Here is a 15,918-nt window from a genome sequence, read left to right as displayed (position 1 = left end):
CTCGCGTCCTCCGCCTGTTTACAATCACGTCTTTTGTGCGCGGTAAAGGGCAGGCGGAATGGCAAAACACTACGATGTGGCGGTGATCGGCGCGGGCGCGGCCGGCATGATGTGCGCGGCGGTCGCAGCCCAGCGCGGCAAGCGCGTGGTGCTGGTCGATCACGCGACGCGATTGGCCGAAAAGATCCGCATCTCGGGCGGCGGGCGCTGCAACTTCACGAACGTCAATGCGGGCTGGCAGAATTTCGTGTCGGAGAATCCGCATTTCTGCCGCAGCGCGCTGTCGCGCTACACCTCGCAGGATTTCCTCGCGCTGGTCAAGAAGCATCACATCGCCTATCACGAAAAGCACCGCGGCCAGTTGTTCTGCGATGACTCGGCCGAACAGATCATCCGGATGCTCAAGGATGAATGCGACGCCGGCAGCGTCAGCTGGCGCATGCCGTGCAAGGTCAGTGGCGTCGAGCAAGCGCCAGAAGGCTTCCGTATCGCCACCGATGGCGATCCCATCTACGCAAGCAATGTCGTGGTGGCAACCGGCGGCTTGTCGATCCCGAAGATCGGCGCGACCGACCTCGGCTACCGCATCGCCAGACAGTTCGACCTGAACGTGATCGACACGCGTCCCGGCCTGGTGCCGCTGACCTTCGATGGCCCGAGCTGGCAGCCGTTCACGCCACTGGCCGGCATCGCGCTCGAAGTCGACGTCGAAACCAGCTCTGGCAAAGGCAAGTCTGCAAAAAAGGGCTACTTCCGCGAAGACCTGCTGTTTACCCACCGCGGCCTGTCCGGTCCCGCAATCCTGCAGATTTCCAGCTACTGGACGCCCGGCACGCCGATCCGGCTGAACCTGCTGCCGGAAGTCGACGTGGCCGAGGAATTGATCGGCGCCAAAACCACGGTCAAGAAGCAGCTCGGCAATGTGCTGGCGCAATGGCTGCCGGCGCGCCTGGCGGAAGGCCTGTTGCTGGCCAACGGCTTCACGCCGGATGGGCGCCTGGCCGACATGGCTGACGCGAAATTGCGCAAGCTCGGCGACGCGATCAACCGCTGGGCCATTGTCCCGACCGGTTCCGAAGGCTATAAAAAGGCCGAGGTGACGATCGGCGGCGTCGATACCAAAGAACTGTCGCAGCAGACCATGATGGTCAACAAGGTGCCCGGCCTGTATTTCATCGGCGAGACCGTCGACGTGACCGGCTGGCTGGGCGGCTATAACTTCCAGTGGGCGTGGGCGTCCGGTTTTGTCGCCGGCTCGAGCATCGCCTGATGGGGGCGTTTTGTAGCTATTCAAGCACAAGGTTATAAAAGTTCGCACAGCTCTTGAAAAGCTGTTAGAATTTCGTTCTTCCCCAAATCCAACGGTTTCATTTTTACATGACCACTATCCGCCTTAAAGAAAACGAGCCGTTCGAAGTCGCTATGCGTCGCTTCAAGCGCACTATCGAAAAAACCGGCCTGCTGACCGAACTGCGCGCACGCGAGTTCTACGAGAAGCCGACTGCAGAGCGCAAGCGCAAGCTGGCCGCTGCCGTGAAGCGTCACTACAAGCGCATCCGCAGCCAGCAGCTGCCGAAGAAGCTGTACTAATTACCATCAGGTCATCCGACCCGGTGACGGCCAATGCCAGTCCCGGTCTCCGAGCCTGAATGACGAAGCCCGCTCCGGTTGTAGCCGCAGCGGGTTTTGCCTTTTTCCCTTTTCGAATGGAATATCCATGAGCCTCAAAGATCAAATTACCGACGACATGAAAGCCGCCATGCGCGCCAAGGAAAGCGGGCGTCTGGCCACCATCCGCCTGATCCTTGCCGAGATCAAGCGCCGGGAAGTGGACGAGCGTATCGAACTCGACGATGCCCAAGTCACCGCCGTCGTCGAAAAAATGATCAAGCAGCGCAAGGATTCGATCACCCAGTTCGAAAACGGCGGCCGCCAGGATCTGGCCGACATCGAAAAGGCCGAGCTGGCCGTGTTGTCGGCGTATATGCCGGCTGGCTTGTCGGACGAGGAAATCGCTGCTGAGGTGAACGCCGCGGTTGCCGCATCGGGCGCCGCCGGTCCGCAGGACATGGGCAAGGTCATGGGCATCCTGAAGCCGAAGCTGGCGGGTCGCGCCGACATGACCGCCGTGTCGGCGCAAGTGAAAAAGGCGCTGGCCGGCGCCTGAGCCGGACTGGCAACGCATTGTGGCCGGCGGGATACAACTACCCGCTGCCTTGCCACATATCAAGTTGTGGCGAGCCCTGCGGTATAGTCTGACCTGAGACAAATACTGTTAACAAACGTGATCCCGCAATCATTCATTACCGATTTGCTCAACCGTGTCGACATCGTCGACGTGGTTGGCCGCTACGTCCAGCTGAAAAAGGGCGGCGCCAATTACATGGGCCTGTGCCCATTCCATAACGAAAAATCCCCGAGTTTCACGGTCAGCCCGACCAAGCAGTTCTACCACTGCTTCGGCTGTGGCGCGCATGGCACCGCGATCGGCTTCCTGATCGAATATTCGGGCATGGGTTTCGTCGACGCCGTCAAGGATTTGTCACAAAGCGTCGGTATGATCGTGCCCGAAGCCGACGACCGCATTCCGCCGGCCCAGCGCGCCGCCCAGCAGGCGCAATCGCTGGCCATGACCGATGCCCTGAACCAGGCTTGCGATTACTACCGCGCGCAATTGCGCCAGGCCCCGGCCGCGATCGCCTATTTGAAAGGGCGCGGCTTGACCGGCGAGGTGGCGGCGCGTTTCGGTCTCGGCTATGCGCCGGCCGGCTGGGACGGCCTGCGCTCGGTGTTCAAGGACTACGATGCGCTTGCGCTGGTCGAGTCAGGCCTGGTGATCGACCGCGTCGACGAGGATGGCGGCAACAAGAAACGCTACGACCGCTTCCGCGAGCGCGTGATGTTCCCGATCCGCAACACCAAAGGCCAGGTGATCGGCTTCGGCGGGCGCGTGATGGATGGCGGTGAACCGAAATACCTGAACTCGCCGGAAACGCCGCTGTTCCAGAAGGGGCATGAGCTGTACGGCCTGTTCGAGGCGCGCCAGGCGATCCGCGATGCCGGTTACGTGCTGGTGACGGAAGGCTATATGGACGTGGTTGCGCTGGCCCAGCTTGGCTTTCCGCAAGCGGTTGCAACGCTCGGCACGGCCTGCACCAGCACCCACGTGCAAAAACTGCTGCGCCAGACCGACAGCGTGATCTTCAGCTTCGACGGCGACAAGGCCGGCCGCCGCGCCGCCCGCCGCGCGCTGGAAGCCTGCTTGCCGCAGGTATCGGACGACAAGATCATCAAGTTCCTGTTCTTGCCGCAGGAGCACGATCCCGACAGCTATGTACGCGAATTCGGCCGTGAAGCGTTCGCGCGCGAGGTGGACGAGGCTATGCCGCTGTCGCAGTTCTTGTTGCGCGAAGTCACCACGGAGCACGACTTGACCACGCCGGAAGGCCGCGCGCGCGCGCAGTTCGACGCCAAGCCGATGCTGCAGGCGATGACGCCCACCGCGCTGCGGCTGCAGATCGTGCGCGGCCTGGCCAGCCTCACGGAATCGACGCCGTCCGAGATCGAAGGCTTGTTCGAGCTGTCAAAGCCAGTATCGGTCGCGCGCAAGGTGCCGCCGCGCCAGGGACGGCCGGAGCCGGTCGGGCTGGAGCTGCAGATCATGCGCCTGCTGGTCGCGCATCCGGCCCTGTCCCTGACGCTGGACGAGGGCGCGCTGCGCGCCTTCGAGCACTTCGGCACCGAGCCGGCCGAGCGCTTGTGCCAGCTGGTTGAGCTGGCTCAAGGATTAGGCGCGAACGGTACCTTTGCGGCGTTGGCCGAGCAGTTGAAGGAAGGCAGTAACGAGTATGATCGCTTGATTTCGGAAATCGCTTCGGAACCCGAATCGGATAGCGAATCAAACCGCGTTTGGCTAGCGAGCGCAGTGAGACAGATCAAGAGGAATGTGTTGGATTTGGAGTTGAAACAGTTGTTTTCTTCTGGCTTGCCCTCAGATCAGGTGAGTGCCCGCTATCGTGAAATCCAGGCCCAGCAGCAGCTCTTGGAGCGGGAAGAAGCCGCCCAGCCTCCTGCGAAATTCGGTTGAGGGGAGGGCGGCGCTACGGCGTCGTTCTCGACTGGAAAGCCTTGGGGCGCGTGCTATAATAAAACGCTAACTATTGCAAGCATTGAAACGATTATTCGTATCGATTCGCGCCTGGAGTTTCAGTTAGCGGGGCAACCAGATTTGTGCCTGTAGCGTGATGTAAGGTAACAAAAACTTTATCTTTAACCATAGTAAAGTGGTCGTTGTGACTTCGAAAGCGCCTGTGCCAACTAAGAAACCCGAACCCAAAGTGGCTACCAAAACCACCAGGATGTCCGCCAAGGCGGACAATTCGCAAGACAAGGCGGAAGCCCGCGTCGCGGGTGTTGCGCCTGTCAGCCAAACGACCGATGCGGAAGCCCTTGCCGCGATCGACACGTCGGGCTATGTGCTGCCGTCCGTCAAGGTACCAGGACGGCGCGGCCGCAAGCCCAAGGAATTCACGCCCGAGAATGACGAAGTCGCCGCGTTGAACGCGGTCGAGCGCGCCGAGCTGAAGGCGGTCGACAAGGCCAAGGCCAAAGACCGTAAAGCCAAGGAAAAAGCGCTGCTGAAAGACGCGTTTTCCTCGGACACGGAAGCGAGCGAGGAAGAGATCGAGCTCCGCCGCAACAAGCTCAAGGCCCTGATCAAGTCGGGCAAGGAGCGCGGCTTCCTTACGTATTCCGAGATCAACGACCATCTGCCGGACAATATCGTCGATCCGGAAGCCATCGAAGGGATCATCGGCACCTTCAACGACATGGGCATTGCCGTCTACGAGCATGCTCCTGACGCCGAAACCCTGCTGCTGTCCGACAACGTCGCGACCGTCACCAGCGATGACGAAGCCGAGGCTGCCGCCGAAGCTGCGCTGTCGACCGTCGACTCCGACTTTGGCCGCACCACCGACCCGGTCCGCATGTACATGCGCGAAATGGGTTCGGTCGAGCTGCTGACGCGCGAAGGCGAGATTGAAATCGCCAAGCGCATCGAAGACGGCCTGCGCGACATGATCCAGGCGATTTCCGCCTGCCCGGTGACCATCGCCGAGATCATTGACGCTGCGCACCGCATCGACAAGGACGAGATCAAGATCGACGAAATCGTCGACGGCATGGTCGACCCGGAAGAGTCCGACGATATCTCGCCAACCGCCGTCGCGCCGACCGCGACCGACGACGAGGACGACGAAAACGACGAGGACGAGGAAGAGGAAGAGGAAGAAGAAGGCAACGCCAATTCGGGCGCGGCCGGCTATTCCGCCGAGCAGCTCGAGCAGCTGAAGAATGCGGCGCTGGAAAAATTCAACGTCATCGAGCAGCAGTTCGACAAGATGCGCAAGGCCTACGAGAAGCAGGGCTACAACTCGAAGGACTACATCAAGGCGCAGGAAACGATCTCGAGCGAACTGCTGGATATTCGATTCACCGCGAAGGTCGTCGAAAAGCTGTGCGACACGTTGCGCGGCCAGGTCGACGAAGTGCGCCACATCGAAAAGCAGATCCTGGACGTGGCCGTGAACCGCTGCGGCATGCCGCGCGCCCACTTCATCAAGGTCTTCCCGGGCAACGAGACGAACCTGGAATGGGTCGACGGCGAAGTCAATGCCGGCCACGCCTACAGCGCCATCCTCGGCCGCAACATCCCGACGATCAAGGAGCTGCAGCAGCGTTTGATAGACCTGCAAGCGCGCGTCGTGCTACCGCTACCGGACCTGCGCAACATCAACCGCCAGATGGCGGCCGGTGAAATGAAGGCGCGCAAGGCCAAGCGCGAAATGACCGAAGCTAACTTGCGTCTGGTCATCTCGATCGCCAAGAAGTACACCAACCGCGGCCTGCAGTTCCTCGACCTGATCCAGGAAGGCAATATCGGCCTGATGAAGGCGGTGGACAAGTTCGAATACCGCCGCGGCTACAAGTTCTCGACCTACGCGACGTGGTGGATCCGTCAGGCCATCACTCGCTCGATCGCGGACCAGGCACGCACGATCCGTATTCCGGTCCACATGATCGAAACGATCAACAAGATGAACCGGATCTCGCGCCAGATCCTGCAGGAGACCGGCGCTGAGCCCGATCCGGCAACGCTGGCGACGAAGATGGAAATGCCGGAAGACAAGATTCGCAAGATCATGAAGATCGCGAAAGAGCCGATCTCGATGGAAACGCCGATCGGCGACGACGACGATTCCCATCTGGGCGACTTCATCGAGGACAACAACACGCTGGCGCCTTCGGACGCCGCGCTGCATGCCTCGATGCGTGGTGTGGTGAAGGACGTGCTGGACTCGCTGACCCCGCGCGAAGCGAAGGTGCTGCGCATGCGCTTCGGCATCGAAATGTCGACCGACCACACGCTGGAAGAGGTCGGTAAGCAGTTCGACGTGACGCGCGAGCGGATCCGTCAGATCGAAGCCAAGGCGCTGCGCAAGCTGCGGCACCCGTCGCGTTCGGACAAGCTGAAGAGCTTCCTGGAAGGCCAGTGATCTTCAACGCTTGACGTAACTGTACTAAAGGCAATATGCTCTCGCCACTTCCGGTTTGCGGTGTCCAACGCCGTGCTCCGCAAGTGGCGAGTTTTTAACGCCCCCGCATCACCAGTTTCGGGCCTCTAGCTCATGCCTGGTTAGAGCAGCGGACTCATAATCCGTTGGTGCCCGGTTCGACTCCGGGGAGGCCTACCAATCAAATCAAGAGCTTACACCGCTGTGGGCTCTTGATCTTAAAAATGTCGAGCTGCCTTACATAGGTGCAGGCATATTTTATCTCTTCATTTACTTCTTGAAACGAAGGTAAGGAAACGTAGCTATACGTTTCTCAAACCTACTGCGATGAATCATCGGACTGTGCACGCGCTTCAAGTAGAGTCAGATTCATCCCTGACATTTATATCTTTGAATAGCTTGAGCATTTAGGTAGCCTTAGCCTCTAAGTTGCCTAATTGCTCGATCGCTGTTACAAGAGCTATGAAGTGAGACTAAATGCCGAGCAACGGTTCCGGTTTTTTATTATCGTCCTCATCCTGCACTTGCTCTTTTGCTGCCAATGAGCTTACAACCGCATTCGGTCACGCAGCCTTCGACTGCAACGGGGACCCCGTCGACCTTAATGGTTGGATGTGCAGAGACAATTTGATTAAGGCCATGTGGTTTGCCGCCAGGGTAATGCTGAGGGCAATCGACTTTGTCGCCTAGCCGGGCAATAGGTACGCCGTCAATAGTTCGCACCGAAGAGCCGCTGGTGACTTTTCCACCATGGTCCGTAGAGTCACCTACGACAATGAATTTGTGAGACATTTGAATCCTCTCAATTTTTCATCAGCACAGGCTTGCCTGTTTCAAGGTATAGCTTAATTGGATAGTAAATCGTCGTCACAATTGTCTGCACGAATATCTCGATGGCCCAAAGTAGGATTGGCGCAGAAAAAAAGGCTGAAACCATAAAAACCCCATGGCCTTCCCCAACGAAAGGTTCTGTAATTCTATTTACTGCCAAGAAAAATGGTGCGATGACTATCGCGGCATATGCATGAAAAGATTTAAAAGGGTTGCGTTTTCTGCGAGCCTCTTGTAAAAGGGCGAAGGAGTTCTGGTCGTAAAAAATAGCGGTTCCGTTGTCGAAGTAGATTCGACTAAATAAATTTTGGTTGTCTTGAAATGCTTGTTTTATATCATTTATAATCAGGAATGCACGATAAAGTAGCATGGTCGTGAAGCCGGTCAATATTATGGCGCGAGTCCAGAAATTCATCGGAGCAAATAAGAAATAAAAATAAAACATGGCAAAGCCGAACAGCCAAAACAAACTAAAAAGTATTAGAGTGGAAATAAGTCCGTGCCCAAGTAGGCGATTGGTGTTCTTAAAAGGAATATAGGTGGCCCATGTGATCAAAAATGTCGCTACGTTGGTTTCGAGCGATGACTTCCAAATGGAGGGCGAGCAGTTAAAAGCATCTGTTCCAGCCCATATAACAAAGCTACCGATTAGTGAAATAAACAATCCGCCAAACGACGCTAATCTTACGAGGCTTCTTAAGTGATCGCCAGGTGACGGAGTGAGGCTGGGTTTTTGCTTCAAGATCTCGCTCTCTTAAATTGGGCTTTCGCGGGTTATGGAGTAATGTTTATATCTCGTATCTTTAGTTGTTTCGAGAAGATACTGAGGTATATGACGCAACTTTTTCGTAACCCATGTTGCACTGTCTTGCTCTCCGGCTTTCTCCGCAATTGCTTTGTCGATCCTGTCAACAGCGTAGGCCAAGACTACGCTTACAGCAATTGTGCCTAAAACTACCAAAATTACTGGGGCAGCTGCCGCAGTAACCACGACGCCTGCTACGGCGCTAAAACAGGTAGCTATTGTCGCTGTAGTAAGGGCTGCCACTAATCCTCCTTTTACCAGATCGATTCCGACTTTCCCTGCTAAGTCATAAAGATCTTTTTTTCGCTTTCCGTCTGGACCAATTTCAGAATAGTCCTTATACCACTCGGCCATGTCCATACCGATCGTTAGAACGACAGCTAAGCCAGCGCCTTTCAATACCATTTTTCCTTCTTCCTTAGCAAATAATTTGATCGAGTCCTTAACTGCTCCACCTGTCGCCTCCCATGTTTGTTTTGCTCCACCTGCACCCCCTGTGATCTTTAGGATCTTGGGATGTTGCAAACCATATTTTGTCGCGGACATGAGCTCTCGGAGCTTGTTATTTCCGTTGAAAACAACGTAAATCTTTGTGCCTGATTTGTGAATCACCTTCAGTAGTTTAAATTCGCAATTCAAAAGCTCCTTTATCCATGCTCGATTGTCGAACATATACGCTTCTGCTCCTCCTAATTGCGCGAAAATCCAGTTCCGAGTGATGATGTCTTTCTTGTCCCAATGTAACGAGTCTCCGCCCTCTTCAAAAAACTTCAATATATAGGAAGGAGCTCCTTCTTTCGATAGCTCATGCACATGAAGCGATTGTTCATCGTTGTTGGATGTTTCTTTGTTCGTGGCTGTTAGAGGCGTAATAGGCTTCTGTGGATTGGATTGGTGACCGATTGCGACAATAATCGGAGCGGGTTTCTCTTTGGGGTCATCGCTGTACCGATGCGTGTCCCACTCGTTTGGCTTGACCTCCGAAAGGACGTGGCCATCGCATTTAAGAATAAGCGAGCCACGAAAGCCTCTGCTGACCCAGACGTGCATCCGCTCGCCATCGTTGAACGTCACTCTGCCTTGTCGTGCGGCGCAGACGAGCTTTTTCTCACGAGTGTTATAGAAGTCAGATTCGGTCGTCTCCAAGGAATAGGTCTTCCCATTCCCAAGATGGATATCAAAGATCACGTCACGATGCTTCCGCAGAATCACTTTAAGTTTGTCAGTGCCCCCACCTATCCAACACTGGACACTTTCTCCTGGCAGGTCAATGCAATGTTCTTGAATGGTCAGGTCACTGCTGTCTTTAGTTTTGCTATCTGGCATCGATCACCTCGACTATTTCCTTTTGGTCTGTTCTGCGCGGAACGAGCCACGGGAAACGTTAGTTAGGGTAGTCTTTCCTTCGCTATCTAACGCTCTGTCGTGTGTTTGCCCATCCCACGCATGGGCTTGAATAGGATCATGCTGCAGAGGGTTGTCGTCCGCATCCACATATTCCAGGTGAAGGTCTCGCTTCACTGCGACATCAACCACATCGCTCTTTAAGTCGGGCGCAGCCATGTTCTTTGCTGCGACAAAATCGTGTGTGGCCGCATGGGCGACGAAAGTCCCGCTTGTCCCATGTTCGATCCCACTTGCAGTGAACTTCACATAGCTGCCACCGCCGTTGATCACGATGTCTTCCTTGGCGCTGATGATGATGCGATTGGCAGTCTGGGTCATGTTCAGTTCGGCAAGCAGATTGATGCTTTCGCTCAGAGCTTTAACGTCAATATCGCCAGAAGCCGCTATAAGCTTCATCCCGGCCCTTTGCACGAATAACCTGAAGGTTTGGCGAACACTTGCAAAGAATGCATCCCCGGCTGCAATGGCGATGCTCTTGCCGGTCGTGATAGCGGTGTTGAGATCGCTCGCGATATGTGTCGATTGGGCAGTGGTGCTCGCAATGCCGGCTGGGCTGGCAAGAACCATATGCGGCTGAGCAAGCTCTGGGAAATTGCCGGCGCCGGAGGCGGCTCCGGCGATTTCCTTGCTCTGCGCCTGTAAAACATGTGCAACACCAGATTGATTGTCGCCTGTGTCCTGAGCGCCACTCTTTTGTGCGAGATCACCCAGAAGTTGCTGTTGTTCTGTTGCGGCAGTGAGCCTCTGATAGGTTTCGCCCATCTCCTTCACGGACGACTGAGCGCGTTGTCGACTCTCTGTGCTGATCAGCATTCCGCCAGCCGCACGCGCCACCCCATGCCCATCCGTTCGTAGCTCGAAACCTTCTCCACGCGCTTCCCTGCGCCCACTGCCATTTTCAATCCGCGTGATATACCCCAGCGACAACTGACTATGCTGATGATCGCTCCTCAGCTGCGCCTGAATCCTCTGATACGTATCGTCCAGAATCAGATGATTACTCCGCCCGCCCGCCGCATTCCCCGCATTCGGCGCCAGCTCGCGGCTGCGCAATCCGGTCAGCGCATGCTGCGACGGCAAGGCCCAAGGCGGCATATTCCGCGCATTGAATACGGCGCCGGTGATGATCGGCCGGTCCGGGCACCCATCCAGCCACTGAACGATGACTTCGGTGCCGATGCGCGGAATCGCCGCGGCCCCGAGTTCCGCGCCGGCCCAGGCGCTCGACACGCGTACCCACGCGGAGCTGCGTTCGTCCTGCTCGCCGATCCGGTCCCAATGAAATTGCACCCGTACCCGGCCGTATTCGTCGGTGTAGATGCTGTCCTGGCCGTTCGGGCCGACCACGGTCGCGGTTTGCGGCGCAAGAATCCTGGTATCGCGGCTGTTGAAGCCACGCCCTGGACGCCACGGAATATCCCGGCGGCTGCAGGTGAGCCTGTTGCGGTACTGGATCTTTTGATCCTCATCCTGCAGATAGTTGTTAGTCGCAACGTGGCGGACCGACAGGATCAGGAAGTCGTCCTTGCCTGCGCTGCTGTAGCGATACGCGCCGTGATTGAAATGGTCGACCAGTTGAAACCACCGCCCGGGCATCAGGAAGCGGTTGTTTCCCTCTGCATCGACTGACTTTGCGATCGCTTCGATTTCTTCCATGCGCAGCCGGCTTTGGGCATTGCCATCGCTGCGATCGCGAATGCCGTAGGCGCCCGTGTATTCGTAGGATTCGATGTCGGGCACATTGCCTTGCTGGTTCAAGGTCGGCACGTCGACGTTCGACGGCATGGCTTCCTTGAAGTTGAATCCGGCCAGCGCAAAGCTCGACGGCATCACCTGGCGCGCCGGCGACCACTGGTCGATGGCGTCTTCTTCGGTAGCGCCGCCGGCGCCGTGAAAGCGGACGTTGGCGCCGCCGTCGATGGCCGGCGCTTGAGTCGAGTCGCTGGCCACCACGAGCTTGTGGCCGCCGGCGTCGTGCTCGTACCAGTAATACCAGCCGGCGGCTTCCCAGCGCCGGCTCAGGTAATTGAAGTCGCTTTCGTTGAATTGGCAGGCATCGGTCATCACGGGATCGTCGGCCGTGACGCGCCAGTCCCATACCGGATAAATGCCGTAGTCGCGGCAGATGCTTTCCATCTGTTCGCGCATGGTCCGGCCGTGGAACAGGTAGTTATCGTGGCGCAGGCTGAGGAATTTCAGCCAGGGGCCCAGCCTCGCCTCATAAAAGGTGATGCCGCCATCGTCATTACGGCGCCGGAAGCTGAATACGTAGCCGGAGAAGTAGCGCAGGCTGCCATCCTGGCGCACCAGTTCGATGCCGAGCAGCTTGCCTTGCATCTCTTTCAAGGCAATGCCGGCATCGTCGGATAACAGCTCGACCGTGAATTCGAAATCTTTCGACAGGCTTTCTACCGCGTCGAGCTTGTTGACCAGGAATTGAGAAGCGGGCGCGTCGTTATTCGGAAACGACAGGCGCAGGATGCGGTTGGTTTGTCTTCCGTAGATGAGGTCGTGAATCGAGCGGCGGTAATTGGCCATACACCGTCCTGAATGCCGAAGATGAACCGATGGGCCGGGGTCTACGCCAGTGCGGGTATGCGCCCGGAATCGCAATGTCCTCCGAAGCCAGCGCATCGACGCTGTTCAAGAAGAGCGATTGTCATTATTCAAGAGCATGCGATACTGCAATTTGCTCAATCGCAAGCGGCTTTCCCATCGGAGACAATGCGTAGCCCCAAGCGCCACAGTCAGCGCAATCGGCCAAGCAGACTTACCGATGCTCCGTCACGCCGACTTGCGCGCACATGTCCAGCACCGGACAAGTCGAGCAGTGTGGCCGCGTCCCGGTGCATATGTGCTTCCCGAACGGCACCAGCAAGCGATTGATATCGATCCAGTGTTCTTGCGGCAGCGTCCGCTCCAGCGCCACCATGGATTTTTCCGGCGTCGGCGCCGCGATATATCCCCAGCGATTGGTCACCCGGTGCACATGGATATCGACGCTGATCACCGGCGTCCCGCATGCCACGCCCAGCACCAGGTTCGCGCATTTCGGTCCGACGCCGGGAAATGACAGCAGCACGTCCCGTTCCCCCGGCAGTACCTCCCCGAACCAGGACGATACCTCGCGCGCAATCGCCAGCATCTGCTTCGCCTTGCGCTCGTGGAAGGTCGAGGGACTGATCAACTCATCCAGTTCTTCCCACGACAGCGCCGCGACCTGCGCCGGCGACCGTGCGCGCGCAAACAGGCGGCGCGAAACCGGCAGCGTCACCTCGTCGTAGGTGCGGATCGAGATCATGCAGGCCAGCAGCTGCTCGAAGGTCGACGTGAAACCTTCCTCGGCCAGCAGGAACAGGGCGGCTTTCGGCCAGGGCCGCACGGCGTCCTCGATGCGCGCCAGCGCGACGTCGATATCGAAGGGGTGCTTATCCATGTGCCGTGTCCTTAACAGGGGAATGGATACAGCTTAGGAAGACCCGCCGCAAACTTCCGTGCCATGCCGCACAGCGCGACAACAAGCCGTAAATTGTTTGCGATAACAAAATGATCTCCGTGCTAACATTTATCGACAACAACAAGCACATGGAGACCACGATGACGCGCTTCGCACCAGCACACGCCGTACCCTTGACCACCCTGGCGCTCGCCATCGGCCTGCTCGGCTGTTCCATGGCCCAGGCACAGGCGCAGACTACAGTCCAAGCCCAGGCAACCCGAGCCGGCAACCCCGCCTACCTCGACCCCCACCTCAGCCCCGAACAGCGCGCCGCCGACCTGGTCTCGCGCATGACGCTCGAGGAAAAGGCCGCCCAGCTGGGTAACGCCGCGCCGGCGATCCCGCGCTTGCGCGTCCCCAAGTACAACTGGTGGAACGAGGGCCTGCACGGTGTCGCGCGCGCGGGCGTGGCGACCGTGTTCCCGCAGGCGGTCGGCATGGCCGCGACCTGGGACGAGGCGCTGATGCAGCAGACCGGCGACGTCATCGCCACCGAATTTCGCGCCAAGTACCTGCAAACGCGCGACCCGGACGGCGGCACCGACTGGTACCGCGGCCTGACGGTGTGGTCGCCCAACATCAATATCTTCCGCGATCCGCGCTGGGGTCGCGGACAGGAAACCTATGGCGAAGACCCCTATCTGACCTCGCGCATGGGCGTCGGCTTCATCAAGGGCTTGCAGGGCAACGACCCGGCCTTCTTCAAGACCATCGCCACCTCCAAGCACTTCGCGGTGCACAGCGGGCCGGAATCGAACCGCCATCGCGAGGACATTCATCCATCGAAGCATGACCTCGAAGACACCTATTTGCCGGCCTTCCGCGCCACCGTCACCGAGGCCAAGGTCGATTCGGTCATGTGCGCCTACAACGCCGTCGACGGCGTGCCGGCCTGCGCCAACACCGACCTGCTGGAAGCGCACCTGCGCCAGGCCTGGGGCTTCAAGGGCTTCGTGGTGTCCGACTGCGGCGCCGCCGCCAACATCTACCGCCAGGACAGTCTGCATTACACGCAGACGCCGGAGCAGGCCGTCGCCGCCGCGTTCAAGGCCGGCATGGACCTGATCTGCGGCGACTACCGCAACGGCATGACGACCGAAGCCGGCCCGATCGCCAACGCGGTGCGCCAGGGCTTGCTGCCCCAGGCCACGGTCGACCGCGCGCTGCAGCGCCTGTTCGTCGCGCGGTTCCAGCTCGGCCTGTTCGACCCGGCGCCGCCGCAAGCCTTCGCCGCCATCGCACCGGCCGACGTCGACACGCCGGCGCACCGCGCGGTCGCCTTGAAGATGGCGCAGGAATCGATGGTGCTGCTCAAGAACGACGGCGTGCTGCCGCTGGCGCGCGCGCCCAGGCGCATCGCCGTGATCGGCCCGAACGCGGACAGCGTCGACGCCCTGGTCGGCAATTACAACGGCCAGCCGGGCCATCCGGTGACGGTGCTGGACGGGATCCGTGCGCGCTTCCCGGACGCGCAGGTCGACTATGCGCCGGGCACCGGCCTGGCCGGTCCGGCCGAGCCGCCGGTGCCGGACGGCGTGCTGTGCGCGGACGCCGCCTGCACGACGCCGGGCTTGAAGGCCGAGCATTTCAATGGCGCCGAGCTGGCCGGCGCGCCGGCATCGAGCACGGTCGAGCGCAACGCCCGCGTCGACTGGCAGGACGACAAGCGCAATTCGTCGATCCGCTGGACCGGCTTCTTCAAGGCGCAGGGAGCGGGCACCTATCGCCTGCGCTACATGAGCACCGGTCCTTACCGCATCTGGCTGGGCGGCAAGCAGATCGTCGATGCCTGGGACGTGATGGATTCGCCGTCGCTGGAAGCCGGCAGCGCGACCCTGCAGGCCGGGCAGGTGGTGCCGATCCGGATCGAGGCCGTGCAGCGCGGCGCGCGCGGCGACCAGAAGCTGGTCTGGAGCCCGCCCGTCGACATGGGCCAGGAAGCGGTCGAGCTGGCGCGCCGGGCCGACCTGGTCGTGTTCGTGGGCGGCCTGAACGCAAGCTTGGAAGGCGAGGAACTCAAGATCAAGGTGCCGGGCTTTAATGGCGGCGACCGCACCAGCCTGGACCTGCCGGCGCCGCAGGAGCAGCTGCTCGAGCGCGTGAACGCGGCCGGCAAGCCGGTCGTGCTGGTGCTGATGAACGGCAGCGCCTTGTCGGTCAACTGGGCCGACAAGCATGTGCCGGCCATCGTCGAAGCCTGGTATCCGGGCGGAGAGGGCGGCCAGGCCGTGGCCGGCCTGATCGCCGGTGACTACAGCCCGGCCGGACGCTTGCCGGTGACCTTCTATAAATCGGCCGACCAGCTGCCGGCCTTTGGCGACTACCGCATGGACGGGCGCACCTACCGCTACTTCAAGGGCGAGGTGCTGTACCCGTTCGGCCACGGCCTGAGCTACACCACCTTCCGCTACGCGACGCCGACGCTGTCGACGGCCTCGGTGCGCGCCGGCGATGCTGCGCAGCTCAGGGTCGATGTCACGGTCGACGTCGCCAACACCGGCAAGCGCGATGGCGACGAGGTGGTGCAGCTGTACGTCGAAAAGCCGAACGACCGCGCCAACCCGGTGCTGGCCGGGATGCGCCGCGTGCATCTGAAAGCCGGCGAGCATCGCCAGGTCAGCCTGAGCCTGGACGCGCGTGCGTTGTCGCTGGTCGATGCGCAGGGCGTGCGCAAGCTGGTCCCGGGCGGCTACAAGCTGTATCTCGGCGGCGGCCAGCCGCGTCATGCGCAGAACGTGACGGCGCGCCTGACGGTGACCGGCACGGCGCAGGCGCTGCCGCAGTAAAGCAGCGACCCTCGC

General features: G+C 59.3%; 11 protein-coding genes and 1 tRNA gene. 7 read left to right on the top strand and 5 right to left on the bottom strand.

The genetic code is table 11. From position 1 onward, the window contains the following. Positions 1-58: 58 nt before the first annotated feature. From FA90_RS14900 to FA90_RS14875, 6 genes are all read left to right on the top strand, one after another. Complete coding sequence (locus FA90_RS14900) at positions 59-1,270, top strand: NAD(P)/FAD-dependent oxidoreductase (protein WP_036169946.1); 1,212 nt, start codon at positions 59-61, stop codon at positions 1,268-1,270. Between the two features lie 107 nt (positions 1,271-1,377). Then, positions 1,378-1,590 carry a 30S ribosomal protein S21 gene (gene rpsU, locus FA90_RS14895; RefSeq protein ID WP_005665410.1) on the top strand — a complete coding sequence of 71 codons (213 nt, stop codon included), beginning with the start codon at positions 1,378-1,380 and terminating at the stop codon, positions 1,588-1,590. A gap of 127 nt (positions 1,591-1,717) precedes the next feature. After that, positions 1,718-2,167 carry a GatB/YqeY domain-containing protein gene (locus FA90_RS14890; protein ID WP_036169940.1) on the top strand — a complete coding sequence of 150 codons (450 nt, stop codon included), beginning with the start codon at positions 1,718-1,720 and terminating at the stop codon, positions 2,165-2,167. A 117-nt stretch (positions 2,168-2,284) separates the two neighbouring features. Then, positions 2,285-4,087 carry a DNA primase gene (gene dnaG / locus FA90_RS14885; protein WP_036169938.1) on the top strand — a complete coding sequence of 601 codons (1,803 nt, stop codon included), beginning with the start codon at positions 2,285-2,287 and terminating at the stop codon, positions 4,085-4,087. A gap of 271 nt (positions 4,088-4,358) precedes the next feature. Next, positions 4,359-6,557 (top strand): RNA polymerase sigma factor RpoD, encoded by a 2,199-nt coding sequence (gene rpoD / locus FA90_RS14880; RefSeq protein WP_051971822.1) that lies wholly within the window; start codon positions 4,359-4,361, stop codon positions 6,555-6,557. Between the two features lie 119 nt (positions 6,558-6,676). After that, positions 6,677-6,755 (top strand) — tRNA-Ile (locus FA90_RS14875). Positions 6,756-7,088: 333 nt separating this feature from the next. On the opposite strand, the gene FA90_RS25775 is transcribed toward FA90_RS14875, so the two are convergent. The 5 genes from FA90_RS25775 to nth all read right to left on the bottom strand — a co-directional run bounded on the left by FA90_RS25775 (position 7,089) and on the right by nth (position 13,054). Further along, on the bottom strand, positions 7,089-7,367 hold the full coding sequence (locus tag FA90_RS25775) for a PAAR domain-containing protein (RefSeq protein WP_081933869.1): 279 nt from the start codon (positions 7,365-7,367) through the stop codon (positions 7,089-7,091). A 10-nt stretch (positions 7,368-7,377) separates the two neighbouring features. Next, positions 7,378-8,148 (bottom strand): hypothetical protein, encoded by a 771-nt coding sequence (locus FA90_RS26520; RefSeq protein WP_156116720.1) that lies wholly within the window; start codon positions 8,146-8,148, stop codon positions 7,378-7,380. Between the two features lie 12 nt (positions 8,149-8,160). Next, positions 8,161-9,537, bottom strand: a complete 1,377-nt coding sequence (locus FA90_RS26515; RefSeq protein ID WP_156116719.1) for a hypothetical protein — start codon at positions 9,535-9,537, stop codon at positions 8,161-8,163. Positions 9,538-9,549: 12 nt separating this feature from the next. Continuing rightward, complete coding sequence (locus tag FA90_RS14865) at positions 9,550-12,156, bottom strand: type VI secretion system Vgr family protein (protein WP_051971821.1); 2,607 nt, start codon at positions 12,154-12,156, stop codon at positions 9,550-9,552. A 232-nt stretch (positions 12,157-12,388) separates the two neighbouring features. Further along, on the bottom strand, positions 12,389-13,054 hold the full coding sequence (gene nth, locus FA90_RS14860; RefSeq protein ID WP_051971820.1) for an endonuclease III: 666 nt from the start codon (positions 13,052-13,054) through the stop codon (positions 12,389-12,391). 119 nt (positions 13,055-13,173) lie between these two features. Here nth and FA90_RS14855 point away from each other — a divergent pair, with 119 nt between their 5' ends. Further along, complete coding sequence (locus FA90_RS14855; protein WP_239700753.1) at positions 13,174-15,903, top strand: glycoside hydrolase family 3 C-terminal domain-containing protein; 2,730 nt, start codon at positions 13,174-13,176, stop codon at positions 15,901-15,903. Positions 15,904-15,918: the final 15 nt, after the last annotated feature.

It is taken from the genome of Massilia sp. 9096 (assembly GCF_000745265.1).
Classification (GTDB): domain Bacteria; phylum Pseudomonadota; class Gammaproteobacteria; order Burkholderiales; family Burkholderiaceae_D; genus Telluria.
Note: the sequence above shows the minus strand (reverse complement) of the source record. Positions and strands in the feature narration are given on the sequence as shown.